The sequence below is a fragment of the Streptomyces sp. NBC_00859 genome (assembly GCF_045161865.1).
Classification (GTDB): domain Bacteria; phylum Actinomycetota; class Actinomycetes; order Streptomycetales; family Streptomycetaceae; genus Streptomyces.
Genome location: NZ_CP108826.1, coordinates 4,863,104 through 4,882,979, shown reverse-complemented (window position 1 = coordinate 4,882,979; position 19,876 = coordinate 4,863,104). Strand labels below are relative to the sequence as shown.

The following is a 19,876-nucleotide window of genomic DNA, read 5'->3' as shown; positions in this document are numbered from 1 at the left end:
CTGCGCGTACCGTGATAGACGCATGCTCGGCTTACGGGCCGGGACTCCGGGGTACGCCCCGGTACATACCGCCGGCTGGCTCGCCCAGCAGCAATCAACACGTCTGAGGAGACTGTGCTGTGACCGGGATCAAGACGACCGGCGAGAAGAAGCTGATGCTCTTCTCCGGCCGCGCCCACCCCGAGCTGGCCGAGGAGGTCGCGTCCCAGCTGGGGGTCGACCTGGTGCCGACTAAGGCTTTCGACTTCGCGAACGGCGAGATCTACGTTCGCTTCCGGGAGTCGGCCCGCGGTGCGGACTGCTTCCTGATGCAGAGCCACACGGCTCCCATCAACCAGTGGATCATGGAGCAGTTGATCATGATCGACGCCCTGAAGCGGGCGTCGGCCAGGAGCATCACTGTGATCGTGCCGTTCTACGGCTATGCGCGGCAGGACAAGAAGCACCGCGGCCGCGAGCCGATCTCGGCGCGTCTCATCGCGGACCTGATGAAGACGGCGGGTGCGCACCGCATCCTCACGGTCGATCTGCACACCGATCAGATCCAGGGCTTCTTCGACGGTCCGGTGGATCATCTGTTCGCGCTGCCGATACTGGCGGACTACGTGGGCGCGAAGGTGGACCGTTCGAAGCTGACGATCGTCTCGCCTGACGCGGGCCGGGTGCGTGTCGCGGATCGCTGGTGCGACCGGCTGGGTGCCCCGTTGGCGATCGTTCACAAGCGGCGTGACAAGGACGTCGCGAACCAGGTCACCGTCCACGAGGTGGTGGGTGAGGTGAAGGGCCGCGTCTGTGTCCTGGTCGACGACATGATCGACACGGGTGGCACGATCTGTGCCGCGGCGGACGCGCTGTTCGCGAACGGTGCCGAGGATGTCATCGTGACGGCGACGCACGGAGTGCTTTCCGGTCCGGCGGCGGACCGCCTGAAGAACTCGAAGGTGAGTGAGTTCGTCTTCACGAACACGCTGCCCGACCCTGACAATCTGGAGCTCGACAAGATCACGGTGCTTTCGATGGCGCCGACGATCGCCCGCGCGGTGCGCGAGGTGTTCGAGGACGGTTCGGTCACCAGCCTCTTCGAGGAGCAGGCGTAGCAGCGGTCTGAAGATCGATTTCTGGGACGGCCTCCCCGCCGGGTAGACTCACGGAGTTGCTCGGCGAGGGAGGCCGTACTCATGGGTACGGCGCTCCGTTATCGACGCGCTCTTCGTAGCAGGCCGCGATACGTGGCCGGGTGACCCATCCGTTTTCGTCACCTCCGAGGAGTGCCACATGGCTGAGGTCAAGCTCACCGCTGAAGTCCGTACCGAGTTCGGCAAGGGCGCTGCCCGCCAGATCCGTCGTGAGAACAAGGTTCCGGCGGTTGTTTACGGTCACGGCGCCGACACGGTGCACATCACCCTTCCGGGCCACGAGCTGATGATGGCGCTCAAGACCGCCAACGCTCTGCTGCGTCTGGACATCGAGGGCCGCACCGAGCTCGTCATTCCCAAGGCTGTTCAGCGTGACGCCATCAAGCGTGACCTGACGCACGTTGACCTGCTGGCGGTCAAGCTGGGCGAGAAGGTCACGGTCGAGGTCTCGGTGCACGCCGAGGGCGACCTGGCGCCGGGCGCCAACCTGCTGGAGTACGTGCTGAACACCCTGACGGTCGAGGCCGAGGCCACGCACATCCCCGAGTCGGTCACTGTCTCGGTCGCGGGTATGGACGCGGGCGACTCGATCCTGGCGAAGGATGTTCCGCTGCCTTCGGGTACGACCCTCGCCACCGAGGAGGACGCTGTGGTCATCCAGGTTGTGGCCGCGCAGGCCGAGGAGCCGTCCGCGGACGCCGATGAGGCGGCCGAGGGCGCCGAGGCCTGAGCCTCGCGCTGATCTCCGCCGGCTGGTCCGGCGGCCCGGGGGCTGTGCCGTCCCGGGGTGCTTGATTCCGCCGTCCGTGCCGCAAGGCGCGGGCGGCGGCTGGCTGTTCACCGGCTTTTCCGGTTTCGCCGCTGCTCGTGAGGGCGGGCAGGCGGACACGTGCAGAGGGAGACGTGCAGATGACGCCCGACCCGACCGCTCCCTGGCTCGTCGTGGGCCTGGGTAATCCTGGTCCTGACTATGCGGCCAACCGCCACAATGTGGGTTTCATGGTGGCTGATCTGCTCGCCGAGCGCATGGGGGGCCGGTTCAAGGCGCACAAGGCGCGCGCTCAGGTGGTGGAGGGCCGGGTGGGTCCGCCTGGGCCCGCCAATCGGCGTGTGGTGCTGGCGAAGCCTCTGTCGTACATGAATCTCTCGGGTGGTCCGGTGACGGCGCTGCGGGATTTCTACAAGGTGCCGGCGGCGAACATCGTGGCTGTCCATGACGAGCTGGACATCGATTACGGGACGCTGCGGCTGAAGCTGGGTGGCGGGGACAACGGCCACAACGGGCTGAAGTCGATGACGAAGTCGCTGGGCCCCGATTACCACCGGGTGCGGTTCGGTATCGGGCGTCCGCCGGGTCGTATGCAGGTGGCGGATTTCGTGCTGAAGGATTTCTCGTCGGCGGAGCGCAAGGAGCTGGGGTACTTCGTGGACCGGGCCGCTGATGCGGTGGAGGCGTTGGTCATCGAGGGTCTTGAGCGGGCGCAGACCACGTACAACTCCTGACGGCTTGACCTGGCGTGGCCCTATGGCCAAGGATCGCGCCCCATGAAGCGGAATCGTGGCGTCCTGCTGTTCGCGCGCCGGGCGGCCATGGGCTGTGTCGCGGCGCTGATCCTGGTGGCCGGGTTCTGGTCGTCGTGGGGGACGGCCCAGCATGTGATCCTCGCGAAGGGCCGTGATCACGGCGTGCTGACGGTGGCTTCGTGTGCGGGTGACACGTGTACGGGCCCGTTCGTGCCGTCGGCGGGGTCGGCTCCGCACGTGGGGCTGAGGATCGACAAGTCGACTGCGGCGAAGAAGGGTGAGCGGCTGCCGGTGGTGGTCCGTCCCGGCTCGGACGAGGCGATACGGACGGGCTGGGCCGGGGGGCTGCATGCCTGGGTGCCGTTGGGCGGGGCGTTGATGCTGGCGGCGCTGGTGATCGGGGGCGGGCTGCGGATGCCGCGTACGGCGTGGGTGTCGGGGGCGGTGGGTGCGGGGCTGCTGGTGGCGGCTTTCGTGGCGCTCTGAACCGCGCGCGTCAGGGGGCTTTGCGCTCATAGTGCTGGGCCCTGGGGCCGCTCGGGCCACTCCGTCCAGCGCGTCGCGGCGCTGCCGGCCGGCCGGGGACCGACGGCCGTACTGCGGGTCCGTCCGGCGTTCGGGGACCGGCTCCTGGGCGTACTGGCTCACCGGCTGCCGCTCCTCCGCCCGTCCTGCGTGCGGGGCCGCGGTCCCCGGCAGGCGGGAGGCCCGGGGCGAAAGTTCGCCCCGGGCCTCCCGGATCCGCCTCCGACCGGGGGTCAGCCGGTGTTGCGCAGTCCTGCCGCGACGCCGTTCACGGTGAGGAGCAGTGCCCGCGCGAGTGTCGGGTCGGCTTCCTCGCCGCGTTCGGCCGCTGCCCGCTGGCGGGCGAGCAGGGAGACCTGGAGGTAGGAGATCGGGTCCAGGTAGGCGTCCCGGATGCCGAAGGTCTGCTGGAGCACCGGGTGGGAGTCGAGCAGCTTCTGGCCGCCGGTCACGCGCAGGACTTCGCGGACGGTCAGTTCGTGTTCGGCTTCGATGTCGGCGTAGACGTGCTTGAGTTCGTCGGGCACGAGGGTGTCGACGTAGTGCTTGGCGATCCGCAGGTCCGTCTTGGCCAGGGTCATCTCGACGTTGGAGATGAAGTTCTGGAAGAAGTGCCACTTTTCGTGCATTTCATCCAGGACGGTGTCGAGTCCGGCTTCACGCAGGGCCTTGAGGCCGGAGCCGACGCCGAACCAGCCGGGGACGATCTGGCGGGACTGGGTCCAGCCGAAGACCCAGGGGATGGCGCGGAGGCCGTCGAGCGAGACGCCCGAACCCGGGCGGCGGGAGGGCCGGGAGCCGAGGTGCATATCGGCGAGCTGGTCGACCGGTGTGGAGGCGAGGAAGTACGTCGGCAGATCCGGGTCCTCGACCAGCTTGCGGTACGCGGCGTGCGCGGCGTCGGAGACGACGTCCATGGCGGCGTCCCAGCGGGCGAGCGCTTCGTCGGACTGGCGGGGCGCGGTGTGCAGGGCGGATGCCTGGAGGGTGGCGGCGACGGTCAGTTCGAGGTTCTCGCGGGCAAGGGACGGCACGAGGTACTTGTCGGAGATGACCTCGCCCTGTTCGGTGACCTTGATCTCGCCTTCGAGGGTGCCCCAGGGCTGGGCGAGGATCGCGTCGTGGGAGGGGCCGCCGCCGCGGCCGACGGTGCCGCCGCGGCCGTGGAAGAGGCGCAGCCGTACGCCGTAGCGGTGGGCGACGTCGCGCAGCCGGCGCTGGGCGCGGTGGATCTCCCACTGGCTGGTGGTGATGCCGCCGAACTTGGAGGAGTCCGAGTATCCGAGCATCACTTCCTGGACGTCGCCGCGCAGGGAGACGAGCCGCCGGTAGGAGGGGTCGGCGAGCATTTCGTCGAGGATGACGTCGGCGGCGCGCAGTTCGTCGGTGGTTTCCAGGAGCGGCACGATGCCGATCTTGGCCCAGCCGCCGTGCAGGTCGAGGAGGCCGGCTTCGCGGGCGAGTACGGCGGCGGCGAAGACGTCGTCGGCGCCCTGGCACATCGAGATGATGTAGGACTCGATGACTTCGGGGCCGAACCGTTCGAAGGCCTGCTTGATGGTGTGGAAGACGCCGAGTGTCTTCTCACCGGCCGCGTCGAGGGGGGCGGGACTGGGGGCCAGCGGACGCCGGGACCTGAGTTCCTTGGCGAGGAGCTTCTGGCGGTATTCGCGGGGCATGTCGGCGTAGCGCCAGGACTCTTCGCCGAGCCGGTCGAAGAGCTGGCCGAGTGCGTGGTGGTGGGCGTCGGCGTGTTCGCGTACGTCCATGGTGGCGAGCTGCAGGCCGAACGCGGCGAGGGTGCGGATGGTGCGGTCCATGCGGCCGTCGGCGAAGAGTCCGCCGCGGTGGTCGCGGAGCGAGGCCTGGATGAGGGTCAGGTCGGCGATCAGTTCGGAGGTGCCGAGGTAGTCGCGGCCGTCGCGGTGCGGGGTCCCCTTGGCGAGGCGCTCGCGGGTGTTGACGAGCTTCTGCCGGATGCAGGTGGCCTTGAGCCGGTAGGGCTCTTCGGCGTTGAGGCGCTTGTAGCGGGGGCTGATCTCGGGGAGGCGTTCCAGGTCGAGCTGGAGGGAGTCGAGCAGTTCCTGGGTGGCGCCGGTGTAGCGGATGGAGTTGGAGAGCAGGCCGCGCAGGTAGTCGATGAGCTCGATGGCGTCGGTGATGCCGTGTTCGTGCTGGAGGATCAGCACGTCCCAGGTGACGGCGGGGGTGACGTTGGGGTTGCCGTCGCGGTCGCCGCCGATCCAGGTGCCGAAGCTCAGCGGGCGGGTGCCTGCGGGCAGTTCGACGCCGACTCGCTCCAGTTCGGCTGCGAGGTCCTCCAGGACGTCACCGACGGCGCCCGCGTGGAGTTCGTCGAGGTAGTAGATGGCGTTGCGTGCTTCGTCCGCGGGTTCGGGGCGTACGACGCGCAGCTCGTCGGTCTGCCAGATGAGGTCGATGCTCTCGGCCAGCCGCAGGTCGTGCCTGCGGCGGTCGGCCTCGATGACGGGGGTCTCCAGGAGCTCGGCGATGCGCCGGAGCTTGTTGAGTACGGAGCGCCGTGCGGCCTCGGTGGGGTGCGCGGTGAAGACGGGCCGTACGTTGAGGTTGCGTACGGTCTCGCGCAGGTGGTCGGGGTCGGCGTCCTTGAGCCGGTCCGCCGTGCGGGCCAGCAGTCCGCCCTCGGCGGCGCGTACGGCGCGCATCTCGCGGCCGCGGTGCACCTGCTCGGTGACGTTCGCCAGGTGGAAGTAGGTGGAGAAGGCGCGCACCAGCTTGGCTGCGGTCTCCAGGCCGGTGTCTCCGAGCAGCTCGGCGGCTGCCTCGCCGTCCTCGCGGGTGAGGGCGCGGACGCGCTCGACCAGTTCGAGGAGTTCGGGGCCCTCCTGGCGTACGAGGGTCTCGCCCAGCAGGTCACCGAGGCGGCGGATATCGGCGCGCAGCTCGGGGCTGGCGGTCGGGTTGGAGGTCAGGTCGGCACTGCTCACAGGTGCGGCTCCTTGCAGTGTTGGCACGACTGGCAAAGGGGTCTGGGTGTCATTCCCAGAAGTCACAGAACGGACCGCGCTGTCCGACGACACGGAACCAGGATAGGTGTCCGCCTCGCCGGGCCGTCCACAGCCCTCTTGCCGCGAGGCTGCTCGCTGACATACTTACGAGGCCGTAGGTTACGGAACCGTAGCCGGGCATCAGCCGCATTCCTCACCCCACGGGGGAGTCCTTCATGACATTTGGTCCCGATCTGATCGATGACGCCCAGACCCCGACCGGTCCCGTAGTCCCTTCCGCGACGCTGGGCGGGGACAGTAAGGGCTCCGTGGAGCAGTTCGGTCTGCTGCTCTTCATCATCGTGCCGTTTCTCGCTCTGGTCGCGGCGGTGCCGCTGGCGTGGAGCTGGGGCGGTGTGAGCTGGCTCGATCTGGGGCTGCTCGTGGTGATGTATTACGTCGGGTGCCACGGCATCACGATCGGTTTCCACCGGTATTTCACGCATGGCGCGTTCAAGGCGAAGCGTCCGCTTCGTATCGTGCTGGCCATGATGGGGTCGCTCGCGGTCGAGGGGCCCCTGGTGCGCTGGGTGGCCGATCACCGCAAGCACCACAAGTTCTCCGACGCGGAGGGTGACCCGCATTCGCCGTGGCGGTACGGGGAGACCTTCCCGGCCCTGCTCAAGGGCCTGTGGTGGGCGCACATGGCCTGGATGTTCGACGAGGAGCAGACTCCGCAGCACAAGTACGCCCCGGACCTGGTCAGGGACCCGGCGATCCGCTGGATCTCGCGGAACTTCATCTACTGGACGGTGCTGTCGCTGGCGATCCCGCCGCTGGTGGGCGGTCTGGTCACGATGTCGTGGTGGGGCGCTTTCACCGCGTTCTTCTGGGGTTCGCTGGTCCGGGTGGCGCTGCTGCACCACGTCACCTGGTCGATCAACTCGATCTGTCACGCGGTGGGCAGGCGGCCGTTCAAGTCGCGGGACCGCTCGGGCAATGTTTGGTGGCTCGCGGTCCTGTCCTGCGGGGAGTCCTGGCACAACCTGCACCACGCGGACCCGACGTCCGCCCGGCACGGTGTCCTGCGGGGCCAACTGGACTCCAGCGCGCGTCTGATCCGCTGGTTCGAGCAGCTGGGCTGGGCGTACGACGTGCGCTGGCCGTCCGCTTCCCGGATCGATGCCCGGCGCAAGAGCGAGCTCACAGAAACGGCATGATGACAGACGTGGCGATCGAAGGCAGCAGCACCAGCGGTGGTAAGAACCGGCCGCCCGCGGCCCGGCGTGCGCGCCGGGTCCGTATGACCGGGAAGGAACGCCGCGAGCAGCTGCTGGACATCGGTCGCACCCTCTTCGCCGCGAAGGGGTTCGAGGGCACCTCGGTGGAGGAGATCGCGGCGAAGGCCGGGGTCTCCAAGCCGGTGGTGTACGAGCACTTCGGCGGCAAGGAGGGGCTGTACGCGGTGGTGGTCGACCGCGAGATGCGTCAGCTCCTGGATCTGGTGACGGGCTCGCTGACTGCGGGCCATCCGCGTGAGCTGTGCGAGCAGGCGGCTTTCGCGCTGCTGGATTACATCGAGGAGTACACGGACGGTTTCCGCATCCTGGTGCGGGACTCGCCGGTGGCCCAGTCGACGGGTACGTTCGCGTCTCTGATCAGCGATATCGCCACGCAGGTCGAGGACATCCTGGGGATGGAGTTCAAGGCGCGCGGCTTCGACCAGAAGCTGGCGCCGCTGTACGCGCAGGCGCTGGTCGGCATGGTGGCGCTGACGGGTCAGTGGTGGCTGGACGTCCGCAAGCCGCCGAAGGCGGAGGTGGCCGCGCATCTGGTGAACCTGGCGTGGCACGGTCTGGACGGTCTGGAGCCGAAGCCGCGGCTCATAGGGCACCGGAAGGGCTGAGCCCCGCACGCTCCGGTGTTCCCGCGCGGGCGATGGGGGCGGGCGGCGGCCGGTCCACGGCGGCCCGCCTCCGTACGAGCCGGGGCCGGATCAGCCGGCCAACGAGGGCGGCCGCCAGAACTGCGCCAGGCAGAACTGGTCCACCCCCGCCAGCTGCTCCTCGCGCCCCGGTGGTGTGTCGAGGGCGGTGGCGCCGGTCAATGACGAGTGGAAGGGCCCTGCTTCGGGGTTGAACGCCCACAGCATGCGCACTCGGTAGTGTCCGGGCTTGGGGAGGGTGAACACCGCCTCCTCCCAGCCGGCGGTCAGCATGTCGACGCACAGCACACCACTGGGCAGCTCCACCTCCGCTTCGCCCGTACCCGACCACTGCCCCGCGGCAGGCGGCGGGCCACTCCATGCCTCCAGCCGGAGCCGGACCGTGATGACGTCACCCGGGCACTCCAGGTACACCATGCCCCGCGCCGCACGCAGCCAGCTCCCTTCGGGGGCGTCGGGGGTGTGGGTCTCCTGTGCGCAGGCCTCGTCGACTATGCCGAACGTCCGGTAGTCGGGACCCACCTCCACTTCGGCCCAGTCGCGTAACTTCGCCATCCCGTTCTCACCTCCGTCGCCGGGCCGCCGTCCGCCCCGTACGGCTGTTCCCTGATCAGTGTCCCCCGGCGCGCGCGGGCGTGGTTCACCGCCTCCGGGCCTGGTGTCACTCCTTGTGATGACGCTTCCGGATTCCGGCAGACGGCCGGTGCCAATCAGCACCCCGTCGTGCACGTCCATGAACTCGACCCGCTGTCCAAGACGTACGCGCTGTCCGGGATCCACCATGACAAGCTCACGGTCGGTGTCCCGATGTGATCGTCCGAAAGGGTGAAGCCGAGGTCGAGGACCGTCAGGCCACCGGCTCCAGGAACTCGATGCGGTTTCCTGCCGGGTCCCAGGAGTAGAAGCGGCGGTGGCCGGGGAGGTCGCCGTCCCACACCACCTTCGCGCCGCGTTCCTCCAGCCGCTGGGCGTACGCCCCGATGCCCGTGACGCGCAGCGCCGGGTGGGCCTTCGCCGAGGGGCGGTGGCCTTCTTCCATGCCGAGGTGGAGCTGGACCGGGCCGTACTGGAACCAGCACCCGCCCCGCGCGGCGAGGGCAGGCGGCTTGGGGATCTCGGTCATGCCGAGCACCCCGGTGTAGTACGCGCGGAGCTCGTCCTCGGTGCCGGGCGGGGCGGCGAGCTGTACGTGGTCGAAAGCTGCGAGCATCACTTCTCCCTGCGGGCCACGGCGAAGATGCGCCGGAAGGGGAAGACCGTGCCGTGCGGGCCTGGCGGGTAGGCCTCGCGGAGCAGGTCGCGGTATTCGCTGAGGAAGGCGGCTGTGGCCTCCTCGTCGTCGGCGAGCGCGGTGAGGACGGGGCGCAGCGCGGTGCCCTTGACCCAGTCGAGGACCGGGTCCTCGCCGGTGAGCAGCTGGAGGTAGGTGGTTTCCCAGACGTCGGTGGTGCAGCCGAGGCCGGTGAGGCGGGAGAGGTATTCGGCGGGTTCCAGGACGGCTGCCGTGCGGTCGCCGACGCCCGAGAGCCGGGGCTTCCAACGCGGGGATTCGCGCAGTGCGGCGAGGATGGTGTGGCTGGGTGCGGTGAAGTTGCCGGGGACCTGGAAGGCGAAGGTGCCGCCGGGGGCGAGGGCGTCCAGCCAGCCGGCGAAGCGGTCGGGGTGGCCGGGGACCCATTGGAGCAGGGCGTTGGAGACGAGCAGGTCGTAGGGTTCGGCGGGCGTCCAGGTGGCGGCATCGGCGTGGGCGAAGCCGAGCCGGGGCCCTCTGTACCGCTGGGCCTGTTCCAGCATCTGCGGGGAGTTGTCGAAGCCGGTGATGCGGGCGTCCGGCCAGCGTTCGGCGAGCAGGGCCGTGACGTTTCCGGCGCCGCAGCCGAGGTCGGCGATGGTGGCCGGGGTGCCGGAGATCCGGGCGAGCAGGTCATGGAAGGGCCGGGTGCGGTGGTCCGCGTGGCGCAGGTACTGCTGCGGATCCCAGGTGGGTGCGGTCATGGGTTCAGCATTCCCCCGAAAATCTCTCGATGTCAAGATAGTTGTTGACGAGATAGTTGACGCCAAGAGACTTCATGTCGACAGACCCTTTACACTGATCCACATGGAGGATGAGGTCGACCGGCTGGTGGCTGCATGGCGGCGGGAGCGCCCTGACCTCGACGTGGAACCACTTGAGGTGCTGAGCCGCGTTTCCCGGCTGGCGCGCCACCTCGACCGGGCCCGCAGGCTCGCGTTCTCCGAGCACAGTCTGGAGCCCTGGGAGTTCGACGTCCTGACGTCATTGCGCCGCGCGGGCGACCCGTACCAGCTCTCCCCCGGACAGCTGCTGACCCAGACACTCGTCACCTCGGGCACCATGACCAACCGCATCGACCGGCTCGCCACCAAGGGGCTCGTCGAGCGGCTGCCCGATCCGAGCGACCGGCGCGGGGTGCTGGTCCGGCTGACCGACGAGGGGCGCGACCGCGCCGACCAGGCGCTGGCCGGGCTGCTCGCCCAGGAGCGTGCACTGCTCGCCGAGCTCTCGCGCAGCCAGCGGGGCGAACTGGCCAGTCTGCTACGCCAGTTGACTGCCCCGTTCGACAACATCCCCGGTTAGGTCGGCGGGTCCGACACCCGCGCGTCTCGCCAGTGCGACCGCGGCGAGCGTGGAATGCACACCGAGCTTGCCCAGCACGTTCTGCATATGGGTACGCACGGTGTGCGGGGAGAGGAACAGCCGCTCGGCCACCGCCTTGCGCCCCAGGCCCGCGACCATGCACCGCAGGACCTCGCGCTCCCTGGGCGTCAGCGCCTCGACCAGCAGCTCGCCTTCGGTGCGGTGCCTGTGGGCCGTGGTCAGCTCCCGCAGGACGCCGGTGAGCAGCGCGGGCGGCAGATGGGTCTCGTCCCGCAGGACGCCCCGGATCACAGCGAGCAGACGCTGCAGCGAGCAGTCCTTGGCGACCCATCCCGAGGCTCCGGCCTGGAGCGCCTGCGCGGCCCGGCGCACGTCGTCCCTGGCGGCGAGTACGACGGTCCTGAGCGCGGGTCTGGACGCGCGCACCGATGAGGCCAGCGAGATGCCGTCCACCGCGGTGGCCTGCCCGTTGCCGGGGGCGGCGTCCTGACGGGCCCCCCAGCCCGCCGCGAGGCCGAGATCGGCGTCGACCAGGAGCACGTCGAACGCGCGCCCGTCCGCCGCGGCACGGTCCAGGCAGCGCAGCGCGGCCGCACCACTGCCCGCCGCGGTGACCTCCACATCGGGCTCGGCGGCGAGGGCCGCTGCGAGCGACTCGGCGAAGATGCGGTGGTCGTCGACGACGAGCACCCGGATATGAACCATGTGAACCCCCCACGCCCGCGCACCGGCCCCCACCGGTGGTCCTCCAGCGTACGGGCGTGCGTGAGGCCCGTCCGGCGATTGCGGACACTGCGCCGGCCGGGGCCTGTCCGGGTGCCGCCGCACGGGCGGGGGCCGTGCGCCGCGCGGGTTCTCGCGGGGCGCACGGCGGGGCTCACGTCACGACAGGCGGCGCGCTCCCGCGGAAGCCGTGGCGGTGAAGATCCGCGGCGGCGCGTGTCCGGCCGCCGTGAACGCCTCCGCCACCGACTTGGACACCGCTTCCGCGTGCACCTCCTCGACGAGCACGATCGCCGATCCGCCGAACCCGCCGCCGGTCATCCGGGCTCCCAGCGCGCCGCCCGCGTTCGCCGATGCGACCACCAGGTCCAGTTCGTCGCAGGAGACCAGCAGGTCGTCGCGGAGCGAGGCGTGGCCGTCGGTGAGGACCGGTCCGACGCCGCGTACGTCGCCGGCGTCGAGCAGCGCGACCGTCCGCGCCACCCGGTGGTTGTCGGAGACGACGTGGCGGACGTAGCCGCGCACCCTCGGGTCGGCGAGCTTCGCCAGCGCGTCGGGCAGCTGCTCGTACGAGATGTCACGCAGCGCGGGGACGCCCAGGATGCGCGCGCCCTCCTCGCAGCCCGCGCGGCGCTCGGCGTACGCGCCGTCGCCCAGGGCGTGCTTGACCCTGGTGTCCACGACCAGCAGCCGCAGTCCCTGCGCGGCCAGGTCGAAGGGGACCTGCCGTATCGAGTGGTCGCGGCAGTCGAGGTGCAGCGCGTGGCCCTCGGCGCAGCAGGCCGAGGCCGTCTGGTCCATGACGCCGCAGGGCACGCCGACGAAGGCGTTCTCGGCGCGCTGGGCGATCAGCGCCAGCTGGTTGCAGTCGAGGCCCAGTTCGTACAGGTCGTTCAGGGCGAGTGCGGTGACGACCTCCAGGGCGGCGGACGAGGAGAGTCCGGCGCCGGTGGGGACAGTGGAGCTGAGGTGGATGTCGGCGCCCGTGATGGGGTGGCCCGCCTCGCGCAGCGCCCAGACGACGCCCGCCGGGTACGCGGCCCAGCTGGTGTTGGTGAGCGGTTCGAGTTCGTCGGTGCGGAGCTGGACGATGCCGCCCTCGATGTCGGCCGAGTACAGCCGCAGTACGCCGTCGGTGCGGCGGGAGACCTGTGCGACCGCGGTGTGCGGCAGGGCGAGCGGCATGACGAAGCCGTCGTTGAAGTCGGTGTACTCACCGATGAGGTTGACCCGGCCCGGTGCGGCCCACGTGCCCTCGGGGGCACTGCCGTACAGCTCCTCGAAACTCATTCCTCAGCAACTCCCCTTTTGTGGGACAACACTGTCCTGCGCGGATGCGCGGCTGTTCTGCGCGAAGGCCCAGGCGTCGGAGACGATCCCGGCCAGATCGGAGCGCGACGGGGTCCAGCCGAGCCGCTCGTGTGCGGCGTCGGCGGAGGCGACGAGCGCGGCGGGGTCGCCCGCGCGGCGGTCGGCGGCCACCTCGGGGATGGCGTGCCCGGTGACCTTGCGTACGGTCTCGATGACCTCGCGGACCGAGAAGCCGCTGCCGTTGCCGAGGTTGCAGATCAGGTGTTCGCCGGACGCGGCCGCGTCCAGGGCGAGCAGGTGCGCTTCGGCCAGGTCCGCGACGTGGATGTAGTCGCGGACGCAGGTGCCGTCCGGGGTGGGGTAGTCGTCGCCGTACACCGAGATGGCTTCACGGCGGCCCTGGGCCACCTGGAGGACCAGCGGGATGAGGTGCGACTCGGGGTCGTGGCGCTCACCGTACGTCTTGTACGCGCCCGCGACGTTGAAGTAGCGCAGGCTGGCCGCGGCCAGGCCGTGCGCCGCGCACTCGCCGGTGATCATGTGGTCGACGGCCAGCTTGGTGGCGCCGTACGGGTTGGTCGGAGCGGTGGGGGCGCTCTCCCTGATCGGGACGGTCTGCGGCTCGCCGTAGGTCGCGGCGGTCGATGAGAAGACCAGCGTGCGGACGCCGGCCGACCGCATCGCCGCGAGCAGCGCGGTGGTGCCGCCGACGTTGTTCAGCCAGTACTTCTCGGGGTTGACGACCGACTCGCCGACCTGCGAGGACGCGGCGAAGTGCAGCACTCCGTCGTACGAGGGGTCGAGCCATTCGGCGGCGTCCTGGATGCGGCCCTCGATGAATGCGGCGCCCTCGGGGACGGATGCGCGGAAGCCGGTGGAGAGGTCGTCGAGCACGGTCACCTCGTGCCCCGCTTCGAGGAGATGGGCCGCCACGACACTGCCGACATATCCCGCGCCACCTGTGACCAGGTACTTCTTGCTCACTTGCTCGCTACCTCTCGCAGTCGCTCGGCCGCGGTCTCCGGCGGCACGTCATTCACGAAGACGTTCATGCCCGACTCGGAACCCGCGAGGAACTTCAGCTTGCCCGAAGTACGGCGAATGGTGAAAAGCTCAAGATGCAGGGCGAATTCGTCCCGGTTGATGCCGTATCCCTCCAGGTCGCCGAAGGGTGCCTGGTGGACGGCGGCGATGTACGGCGTCGGGGGCTCGCCCGCCCCTTCTTGCGCGGCGTCCGGACCGTCGAAGATGCGGTCGAAGCGCCGCAGCAGTTCCAGGTACATCCGCGGGAACTCCGCGCGCGCCTCGTCGTCCAGGAAGCGCAGGTCGGGCACGCGCTTCTTCGGGTAGAGGTGCACCTCGTACGGCCAGTGCGCGGCGTACGGGACGAACGCGACCCAGTGCTCGCCCTCCAGGACCACACGGGAGCCGTCGGCGACTTCGCGTGCGACGTTCTCGTCGAAGAGGTTCCGCCCGCCGCTGCTCTCCTGGAAGGCGTCGGCGGAGCGCAGCATCAGCGCGGTGCGCGGCGTGACGAAGGGGTAGCCGTAGATCTGGCCGTGCGGGTGGCCGAGGGTGACGCCGATCTCGGCACCGCGGTTCTCGAAGCAGAACACCTGCTTGATCTGCGGGAGTTCGGCCAGCTCGGCGGTTCTGTCGGTCCAGGCCTCCAGGACCAGACCGGCCTGTTCGGGGGTGAGGTCGGCGAAGGACGCGTCGTGGTCCGATGTGAAGCAGACGACCTCGCAGCGGCCGGAGTCCCCGGCGAGCGAGGGGAAGCGGTTCTCGAAGACGACGACGTCGTAGTCCGAGTCGGGGACCTCGCTGAGCCGTCCGTCGCGCGAGGGGCAGAGCGGGCACTCGTCGGCCGGCGGGTGGTAGGGGCGCTCCTGCCGGTGCGAGGAGATGGCGACGGCGTCGCCGAGCAGCGGGTCGGTGCGGATCTCGGAGGCGGTGGCCACGGGGCCGAGGGGGCGCCGGTCAACGGCGTCACGGACCACGTCGTCCCGGCAGTCGTAGTAGAGCAGCTCACGACCGTCGGCGAGACGGGTCGATGTCTTCTTCACGCTGGCGCTCCTCGCCCACTGCTACCAAACAGAACCGAACACAACAAACCACAAGTCAACAGATCAGTCAATGGGCAGGAAGCAAGCGCTTTCATCGGGACATAGCAACCGGCCCGATCACAATCAAACAAAGAACACCAATCATGTGTTCATTTTTTGAACATGGGGGCGTAGGTTCCACAGCGGAAAAGTTCTGGCAACGAAGCGAGTACTCATGCAATACCTGGCTGCCGGACTCCGGCTCCCCACGAACGGGCTCGACTACACGATTCTGGCGATCTACTTCATCGTGGTTCTGGGCATCGGCTTCGCTGCCAGAGCGAGTGTGAAGACGAGCCTCGACTTCTTCCTGTCGGGCCGCTCACTGCCCGCCTGGGTGACCGGTCTGGCCTTTGTCGCCGCAAACCTCGGCGCCACCGAGATCCTGGGCATGGCGGCGACCGGCGCGCAGTACGGCGTCGCCGTCGTCCACTGGTACTGGGTCGGCGCCATCCCCGCCATGGTCTTCCTCGGCCTGGTGATGATGCCCTTCTACTACAAGTCGAAGGTGCGCTCCGTACCCGAGTTCCTGCTGCACCGCTTCGACAAGTCGGCGCACCTGCTGAGCTCCATACTCTTCGCCTTCTCGGCGGTCCTGATCGCGGGCGTGAACCTCTACGCCCTGTCGATCGTCGTGGAGGCGCTCCTTGGCTGGCCGCAGTGGGTCGCGATCGTGGTCGCGGGCCTCTTCGTCCTCGTATACATCACCATCGGCGGACTCTCGTCGGCGATCTACAACGAAGTGCTGCAGTTCTTCGTCATCCTCGCCGCGCTGATCCCGCTCTGCGTCCTGGGCCTCAAGCGCGTCGGCGGCTGGGACGGACTGTCCGACACTCTGACGAAGAGCCACGGCCATGACTTCATGACCGCCTGGAACGGCACGTCCATCGGGCACGCCAACCCGCTCGGCGCCAACTGGCTGACGATCATCCTGGGTCTGGGCTTCGTGCTCTCCTTCGGCTACTGGACGACGAACTTCGCCGAGGTGCAGCGGGCACTCTCCGCGAAGAACCTCTCGGCCGCCCAGCGCACCCCGCTGATCGCCGCCTTCCCGAAGATGTTCATCGTCTTCCTCGTGATGATCCCCGGCCTGGTCGCCGCCGTCATCGCCCCGAAGATCGGGACGCCCGGCTCGGACCTCACGTACAACGACGCGATCCCGCTGCTGATGCAGGAGCTGCTGCCCAACGGTGTCCTCGGTATCGCGGTGACCGGTCTGCTGGCCGCCTTCATGGCCGGTATGGCCGCCAACGTCTCCTCGTTCAACACCGTCTTCACGACGGACATCTGGGCGCGGTACGTGAAGAAGGACAAGCCCGACGCGTACTACCTGCGCTTCGGACGGCTGATCACGGCGGTCGGCGTGCTGGCCTCCATAGGCACAGCCTTCATCGCCGCCAGCTTCTCCAACATCATGAGCTACCTCCAGACGCTCTTCTCCTTCTTCAACGTCCCGCTGTTCGTGGTCTTCATCATCGGTATGTTCTGGAAGCGCGCCTCGATGAAGTCCGGTGTCTGGGGCCTGGTCGCCGGCACCAGCGCCGCGATGATCAACTACTTCTGGATCTACAAGCAGGGCATCATCGACATCCCGACCGACCAGGGCGCCAACTTCGTCTCGGCCATCGTCGGCTTCGTCGCCGGTGCGGTCGTCATGGTGCTCGTCACGCTCTTCACGGCGCCCAAGCCGGAGGCCGAACTGGCCGGTCTGGTGTACGGGACGGAGTCGCCGGACGCACCTGAGGCACCGGCCGAGGGCGACGACGCGTGGTACCGCAAGCCGGCCCTGCTCGGCTGGGGCGCGATCGTCATCGCCGCGCTCTGCTACCTGCCCTACTCGCTCTGATCGGAGGCACCCACCATGTCTGAACTGCAGAACGAAGTCTCCGAACTGGAGCAGAAGTCCGCGACGGCGGCCCGCCTCTTCGACATCCGCAGGATCATCGGCGGACTGTTCGTGGTCTACGGGATCATCGTGACGATCGCCGGGATCACCGCGTCCGACGCGGATCTCAAGAAGGCCCAGGGGATCAACATCAACCTCTGGACGGGGCTTGCGATGCTCGTCCTCGGCCTGCTCTTCCTGCTCTGGCTGTGGCTGCGCCCGGTGGCGCCGCCCACGCCCGAGGAGATACCCGCCGAGCAGAAGACGCCGTAGCGGAAAGTCCCGCGACGGTACGCCGGAGGGGCCGGACCTCACTCAGGTGAGTCCGGCCCCTCCGGCGTGCTCGGGGCGCTCGGGAGCGCCCGCACCACGGCGTGGTCGAGCAGCCCGGTGCGCGCCGCGAGCGCGGCGGCCTCCAGGCGGGAGCCGACGCCGAGCTTCACCAGGACCCGCTGCACATGCGTACGGGCGGTACTCGGCGCGATACGCATCCGGGCCGCGATCAGCCGGGTGTCCTCGCCCTCCGCGACCCGGGCCAGGACCTCCACCTCACGTCCGGTGAGCAGCCCCAGGAGGCGCCTGCCCTCGTCGTCCGGCGGGGCCGCCGGGTTGAGCAGCTCCGCGAAGACGCCCTGCAGCAGCTGCGGTGAGACCGCTGTCTCGCCCGCGCACGCCTGCACCATGGCACGCTCGACGCCTTCGATGCGCTCGTCGTGGCGTACGTAGCCGGATGCGCCCGCGGCGAACGCGGCTGCGATTCCCGGTGAGTTGGGCACCGGGCCCAGCACCACCACGGCGACCTGCGGGCGTTCCTTCTTGATGCGTACGACCGGGTCGAAGGCCCCGGGCCCGGCGGGAGCGGCCGTACCGAACAGGCAGACGTCGGGCGCCCGGTTCACCACGAGGTCGGCCGCGCCCCCGGTGGGCGCGGCCGCGGCGAGCACCCGGTGTCCGCGGAGTCTCAGTGCCGAGGCGAGCGCCTCGGCGAGCAGTCGGTGGTCGTCGACCACCATGAGCCGCACGCCCATGGAGCAGTCCCCCTGTTCCCCCCGCACCGGGAGCGGACCCGGCCCCGGCTTTCCTGCCCCGGCAAGCTACACGGTTGTCAGGCGCCGCGCGCCCCTTACGGCCAGAAGCCCCCCGCATTGCCGAATTCCCCGCCGGGCAGGCCGTCGTGAGTCTCCTGGGTACGCCGATGGGGCGCCGCCCGTCACCGGGTGGCGCCCCATCGGCAGTTCCGGAAGCCCGGCGGTGGCCGGCCCGGTCAGCTCGTGCCGAAGCCGATGTCCAGGTAGTGCTTCTCCGTGTCGTCGCCGGTGTACTGGCTGAGCAAGTCGTCGGCGAGGTAGAGACGGCCGTGGGAGAACCGGATCTCGGCGCTGTCCGGCAGGAAGGTGGCCTCCGCGTCGCGGACCGCCTCGTCCGACGGGTTGTTCATCAGGAGCGTCTGCTTGAGGGTCGAGCCGTTGACCGAGACGACCTGACCGCCCTTGTTGTACGGGCCCTTCTTGTACGCGATGAGGTTGGAGCCGTCCATCCGTACGGGGTAGGCCGAGTAGCCCGCGCCGGCGTCGGCGCGGCCCGGTACCGGCTTGCCGTCGGCCAGGTCGAAGGCGACGATCTCGTTGGTCTGGCCGATGTCGTCACCGACGCCGTCGTGCTCCTCCGTGGGCACGTACAGCCGGTCGTTGCCGACGACCAGGTCGTTGCAGAGCTCGACCGCCGTGCTGTCGCAGTTACCGGCGTACTTGTCCCCGTCGGCCGGGATCCGGGCGCGCAGCTTGCCGGTCTTCGCGTCCACGGAGAAGTAGTCCGAGATGCCGCTGCCGTCGCCGGCGGTGTCGCCGACGTCGGCGGCCACGACCAGCGGGTCGGTGGAGACGATGTGCGCGTACTCGACGCCCGACGGCATCTTGAACGAGGAGAGGGGCGCACCCGTCGTCGGGTTCAGGTTCTGAACGCTGACCTGCGGGCTGTCGTAGTTCCCACATTTGCGGACGGCGACCAGCGTCGTGGCGCCGCCGGCGTAGCCGGCGTCCTCGCACTGGTCGGTGCTGGCCTTCGGCAGCCAGCGCACGGAACCCTTGTGCAGGTCCCAGGCGGCGCCGCCGCCGGTGCTGCCGGCGGCGACGGTGTCGGCGCCGAGGGTGACCTCGTCGACGCTGACCTTCTGGTCGCCGTCCTTGTACGACTTCTGCCAGAGGAGCTTGCCCTGGTCGAGGTCGAGCGCGGCGACCTCGGTGCAGCCCCAGGACGGCTTGGCCTTCGTCGGCTTCTTCGCCTGGAAGGCGATGGCCGTCTTGTTGTCCTTGCTGACGTGGCTCGTCGCGGCGCAGAGCGGGCCCGGCAGCGGAAGGGTCCAGGTCTTGGTGCCCTTCACCGCGTCATAGCCGACGATCTCGTTGACGCCGGACTTCACGTACAGCGTGTCCGTGGTCCAGGAGCCGTTGACGCCGGTGACGTCACTGACCTTCGGGGCCGGCGTCTGGAAGAGCACCTTCGAGTTGGTGTCGGCCGGCACCTTCTCCTTGCCGCCCGCGCCCTTGGCGGTGTCCGCGGTGTTCTTGCCGTCGCCGCCGCCCGTGGGGCCCGCGCTCGACACGTTGGGCTCCTTGTCGCCCTTGCTCGACGAGTAGACGAAGCCCGCGCCGACGATGAGCACGATCGCGACGACCGCGGACGTGATGATCTTCGCGTCGATGCCGAACTTCCCGCCGCCGGTACCGGATCCCGCGCCGTGCTGCTGCATGGGCTGGGTCGGGTACTGCTGCGCGGGTGGGCCGGGCTGCTGCTGCGGGAAGCCGTAGGCGGGCCCTCCGGGCGCCTGCTGCTGCGGATAGCCGTAACCGGGCTGGGCGGGCGGTGGGGTCTGCGGATAGCCGTACGCCGGATCCTGCGGGGGGCCGGCCTGCGGCGCTCCCACGGGCGGCGGGGGCATCTGCGGTGCGCCCGCCGGCATCTGCGGTGGGCCCGGCGGGGTGTTGGGGGGCGGGGTCGGGGGACGGTAGCCGCCCGGAGAGTTCTTGGGTGCGCCGTACCCTCCCTGCGGTGGTCCGTTGGGCGGCTGAGGTGGCTGTGGCGGCTGCGTCATCGCGTTTCTGCCTTCGTGGAGGGGGAGTTGGGGTTGCGGGGACCG

At 69.5% G+C, this 19,876-nt stretch carries 19 protein-coding genes and 1 pseudogene; 10 read left to right on the top strand and 10 right to left on the bottom strand.

Annotated features, from left to right (window positions below; translation table 11 throughout):
* The first annotated feature begins 119 nt into the window (after window positions 1-119).
* From OG584_RS21370 to OG584_RS21355, 4 genes are all read left to right on the top strand, one after another.
* Entirely contained in the window at window positions 120-1,097 is a 978-nt protein-coding gene (locus OG584_RS21370) for a ribose-phosphate diphosphokinase (protein ID WP_405780080.1), read from the top strand.
* 178 nt (window positions 1,098-1,275) lie between these two features.
* Window positions 1,276-1,866 carry a 50S ribosomal protein L25/general stress protein Ctc gene (locus OG584_RS21365; RefSeq protein ID WP_405780079.1) on the top strand — a complete coding sequence of 197 codons (591 nt, stop codon included), beginning with the start codon at window positions 1,276-1,278 and terminating at the stop codon, window positions 1,864-1,866.
* A 179-nt stretch (window positions 1,867-2,045) separates the two neighbouring features.
* Window positions 2,046-2,639, top strand: a complete 594-nt coding sequence (pth, locus tag OG584_RS21360) for an aminoacyl-tRNA hydrolase (protein ID WP_405780077.1) — start codon at window positions 2,046-2,048, stop codon at window positions 2,637-2,639.
* Between the two features lie 42 nt (window positions 2,640-2,681).
* Window positions 2,682-3,146, top strand: coding sequence for a hypothetical protein (locus tag OG584_RS21355; protein WP_405780076.1), 465 nt, complete (start codon window positions 2,682-2,684; stop codon window positions 3,144-3,146).
* A gap of 272 nt (window positions 3,147-3,418) precedes the next feature.
* On the opposite strand, the gene ppc is transcribed toward OG584_RS21355, so the two are convergent.
* Window positions 3,419-6,154: a phosphoenolpyruvate carboxylase gene (ppc, locus tag OG584_RS21350; RefSeq protein WP_405780074.1), complete on the bottom strand. Its 2,736-nt coding sequence runs from the start codon at window positions 6,152-6,154 to the stop codon at window positions 3,419-3,421.
* A 236-nt stretch (window positions 6,155-6,390) separates the two neighbouring features.
* Here ppc and OG584_RS21345 point away from each other — a divergent pair, with 236 nt between their 5' ends.
* Window positions 6,391-7,374: an acyl-CoA desaturase gene (locus OG584_RS21345; protein ID WP_405780073.1), complete on the top strand. Its 984-nt coding sequence runs from the start codon at window positions 6,391-6,393 to the stop codon at window positions 7,372-7,374.
* Window positions 7,371-8,060: a TetR family transcriptional regulator gene (locus OG584_RS21340; RefSeq protein ID WP_385030778.1), complete on the top strand. Its 690-nt coding sequence runs from the start codon at window positions 7,371-7,373 to the stop codon at window positions 8,058-8,060. The genes OG584_RS21345 and OG584_RS21340 overlap by 4 nt, the downstream gene beginning before the upstream one ends.
* A 90-nt stretch (window positions 8,061-8,150) precedes the next feature.
* Here OG584_RS21340 and OG584_RS21335 read toward each other — a convergent pair whose 3' ends face one another.
* Window positions 8,151-8,654: a hypothetical protein gene (locus OG584_RS21335; protein ID WP_405780072.1), complete on the bottom strand. Its 504-nt coding sequence runs from the start codon at window positions 8,652-8,654 to the stop codon at window positions 8,151-8,153.
* Window positions 8,655-8,801: 147 nt separating this feature from the next.
* Between OG584_RS21335 and OG584_RS21330 the strand changes: the two are divergent.
* A pseudogene (locus tag OG584_RS21330) lies at window positions 8,802-8,912 on the top strand (Uma2 family endonuclease); the annotation flags it as partial.
* Window positions 8,913-8,946: 34 nt separating this feature from the next.
* Here the strand turns inward: OG584_RS21330 and OG584_RS21325 are convergent.
* Window positions 8,947-9,309 (bottom strand): VOC family protein, encoded by a 363-nt coding sequence (locus OG584_RS21325; RefSeq protein WP_405780071.1) that lies wholly within the window; start codon window positions 9,307-9,309, stop codon window positions 8,947-8,949.
* A complete protein-coding gene (locus OG584_RS21320; RefSeq protein ID WP_405780070.1) occupies window positions 9,309-10,094 on the bottom strand; it encodes a trans-aconitate 2-methyltransferase in 786 nt (261 codons plus the stop codon). Before OG584_RS21320 ends, OG584_RS21325 begins: the two co-directional genes overlap by 1 nt.
* A gap of 103 nt (window positions 10,095-10,197) precedes the next feature.
* On the opposite strand from OG584_RS21320, the gene OG584_RS21315 reads away from it, so the two are divergent.
* Window positions 10,198-10,695: a MarR family winged helix-turn-helix transcriptional regulator gene (locus OG584_RS21315; RefSeq protein ID WP_405780068.1), complete on the top strand. Its 498-nt coding sequence runs from the start codon at window positions 10,198-10,200 to the stop codon at window positions 10,693-10,695.
* Here the strand turns inward: OG584_RS21315 and OG584_RS21310 are convergent.
* The 4 genes from OG584_RS21310 to galT all read right to left on the bottom strand — a co-directional run bounded on the left by OG584_RS21310 (window position 10,654) and on the right by galT (window position 14,816).
* On the bottom strand, window positions 10,654-11,421 hold the full coding sequence (locus OG584_RS21310) for a LuxR C-terminal-related transcriptional regulator (RefSeq protein WP_405780066.1): 768 nt from the start codon (window positions 11,419-11,421) through the stop codon (window positions 10,654-10,656). The two genes, OG584_RS21315 and OG584_RS21310, sit on opposite strands and share 42 nt — an antisense overlap.
* 177 nt (window positions 11,422-11,598) lie before the next feature.
* Window positions 11,599-12,729, bottom strand: coding sequence for a galactokinase (galK, locus tag OG584_RS21305; RefSeq protein WP_405780065.1), 1,131 nt, complete (start codon window positions 12,727-12,729; stop codon window positions 11,599-11,601).
* 3 nt (window positions 12,730-12,732) lie between these two features.
* Window positions 12,733-13,734 carry a UDP-glucose 4-epimerase GalE gene (gene galE, locus OG584_RS21300; RefSeq protein WP_405780064.1) on the bottom strand — a complete coding sequence of 334 codons (1,002 nt, stop codon included), beginning with the start codon at window positions 13,732-13,734 and terminating at the stop codon, window positions 12,733-12,735.
* A complete protein-coding gene (gene galT / locus OG584_RS21295; RefSeq protein WP_405780062.1) occupies window positions 13,731-14,816 on the bottom strand; it encodes a galactose-1-phosphate uridylyltransferase in 1,086 nt (361 codons plus the stop codon). Before galT ends, galE begins: the two co-directional genes overlap by 4 nt.
* Before the next feature lie 214 nt (window positions 14,817-15,030).
* Here galT and OG584_RS21290 point away from each other — a divergent pair, with 214 nt between their 5' ends.
* Both OG584_RS21290 and OG584_RS21285 read left to right on the top strand, forming a co-directional pair.
* Window positions 15,031-16,701, top strand: a complete 1,671-nt coding sequence (locus OG584_RS21290; protein ID WP_405780061.1) for a sodium:solute symporter family protein — start codon at window positions 15,031-15,033, stop codon at window positions 16,699-16,701.
* A 15-nt stretch (window positions 16,702-16,716) separates the two neighbouring features.
* Complete coding sequence (locus tag OG584_RS21285; protein ID WP_405780060.1) at window positions 16,717-17,013, top strand: hypothetical protein; 297 nt, start codon at window positions 16,717-16,719, stop codon at window positions 17,011-17,013.
* Between the two features lie 38 nt (window positions 17,014-17,051).
* Here OG584_RS21285 and OG584_RS21280 read toward each other — a convergent pair whose 3' ends face one another.
* Together OG584_RS21280 and OG584_RS21275 are read right to left on the bottom strand one after the other, a co-directional pair.
* Window positions 17,052-17,768: a LuxR C-terminal-related transcriptional regulator gene (locus OG584_RS21280; protein WP_405780059.1), complete on the bottom strand. Its 717-nt coding sequence runs from the start codon at window positions 17,766-17,768 to the stop codon at window positions 17,052-17,054.
* A gap of 236 nt (window positions 17,769-18,004) precedes the next feature.
* A complete protein-coding gene (locus OG584_RS21275) occupies window positions 18,005-19,831 on the bottom strand; it encodes a PQQ-binding-like beta-propeller repeat protein (RefSeq protein ID WP_405780058.1) in 1,827 nt (608 codons plus the stop codon).
* Window positions 19,832-19,876: the final 45 nt, after the last annotated feature.

What these genes read in the sequence shown, in the direction of transcription:
- galK (WP_405780065.1), bottom strand. Translation starts at nt 12,729, where the DNA reads ATGAGTTTCGAGGAGCTGTACGGCAGTGCCCCCGAGGGCACGTGGGCC.
- OG584_RS21310 (WP_405780066.1), bottom strand. Translation starts at nt 11,421, where the DNA reads ATGGTTCATATCCGGGTGCTCGTCGTCGACGACCACCGCATCTTCGCC.
- OG584_RS21325 (WP_405780071.1), bottom strand. Translation starts at nt 9,309, where the DNA reads ATGCTCGCAGCTTTCGACCACGTACAGCTCGCCGCCCCGCCCGGCACC.
- OG584_RS21340 (WP_385030778.1), top strand. Translation starts at nt 7,371, where the DNA reads ATGATGACAGACGTGGCGATCGAAGGCAGCAGCACCAGCGGTGGTAAG.
- pth (WP_405780077.1), top strand. Translation starts at nt 2,046, where the DNA reads ATGACGCCCGACCCGACCGCTCCCTGGCTCGTCGTGGGCCTGGGTAAT.
- OG584_RS21285 (WP_405780060.1), top strand. Translation starts at nt 16,717, where the DNA reads ATGTCTGAACTGCAGAACGAAGTCTCCGAACTGGAGCAGAAGTCCGCG.
- OG584_RS21320 (WP_405780070.1), bottom strand. Translation starts at nt 10,094, where the DNA reads ATGACCGCACCCACCTGGGATCCGCAGCAGTACCTGCGCCACGCGGAC.
- OG584_RS21345 (WP_405780073.1), top strand. Translation starts at nt 6,391, where the DNA reads ATGACATTTGGTCCCGATCTGATCGATGACGCCCAGACCCCGACCGGT.
- OG584_RS21335 (WP_405780072.1), bottom strand. Translation starts at nt 8,654, where the DNA reads ATGGCGAAGTTACGCGACTGGGCCGAAGTGGAGGTGGGTCCCGACTAC.
- OG584_RS21275 (WP_405780058.1), bottom strand. Translation starts at nt 19,831, where the DNA reads ATGACGCAGCCGCCACAGCCACCTCAGCCGCCCAACGGACCACCGCAG.
- OG584_RS21280 (WP_405780059.1), bottom strand. Translation starts at nt 17,768, where the DNA reads ATGGGCGTGCGGCTCATGGTGGTCGACGACCACCGACTGCTCGCCGAG.
- OG584_RS21315 (WP_405780068.1), top strand. Translation starts at nt 10,198, where the DNA reads ATGGAGGATGAGGTCGACCGGCTGGTGGCTGCATGGCGGCGGGAGCGC.
- OG584_RS21290 (WP_405780061.1), top strand. Translation starts at nt 15,031, where the DNA reads ATGCAATACCTGGCTGCCGGACTCCGGCTCCCCACGAACGGGCTCGAC.
- OG584_RS21355 (WP_405780076.1), top strand. Translation starts at nt 2,682, where the DNA reads ATGAAGCGGAATCGTGGCGTCCTGCTGTTCGCGCGCCGGGCGGCCATG.
- OG584_RS21365 (WP_405780079.1), top strand. Translation starts at nt 1,276, where the DNA reads ATGGCTGAGGTCAAGCTCACCGCTGAAGTCCGTACCGAGTTCGGCAAG.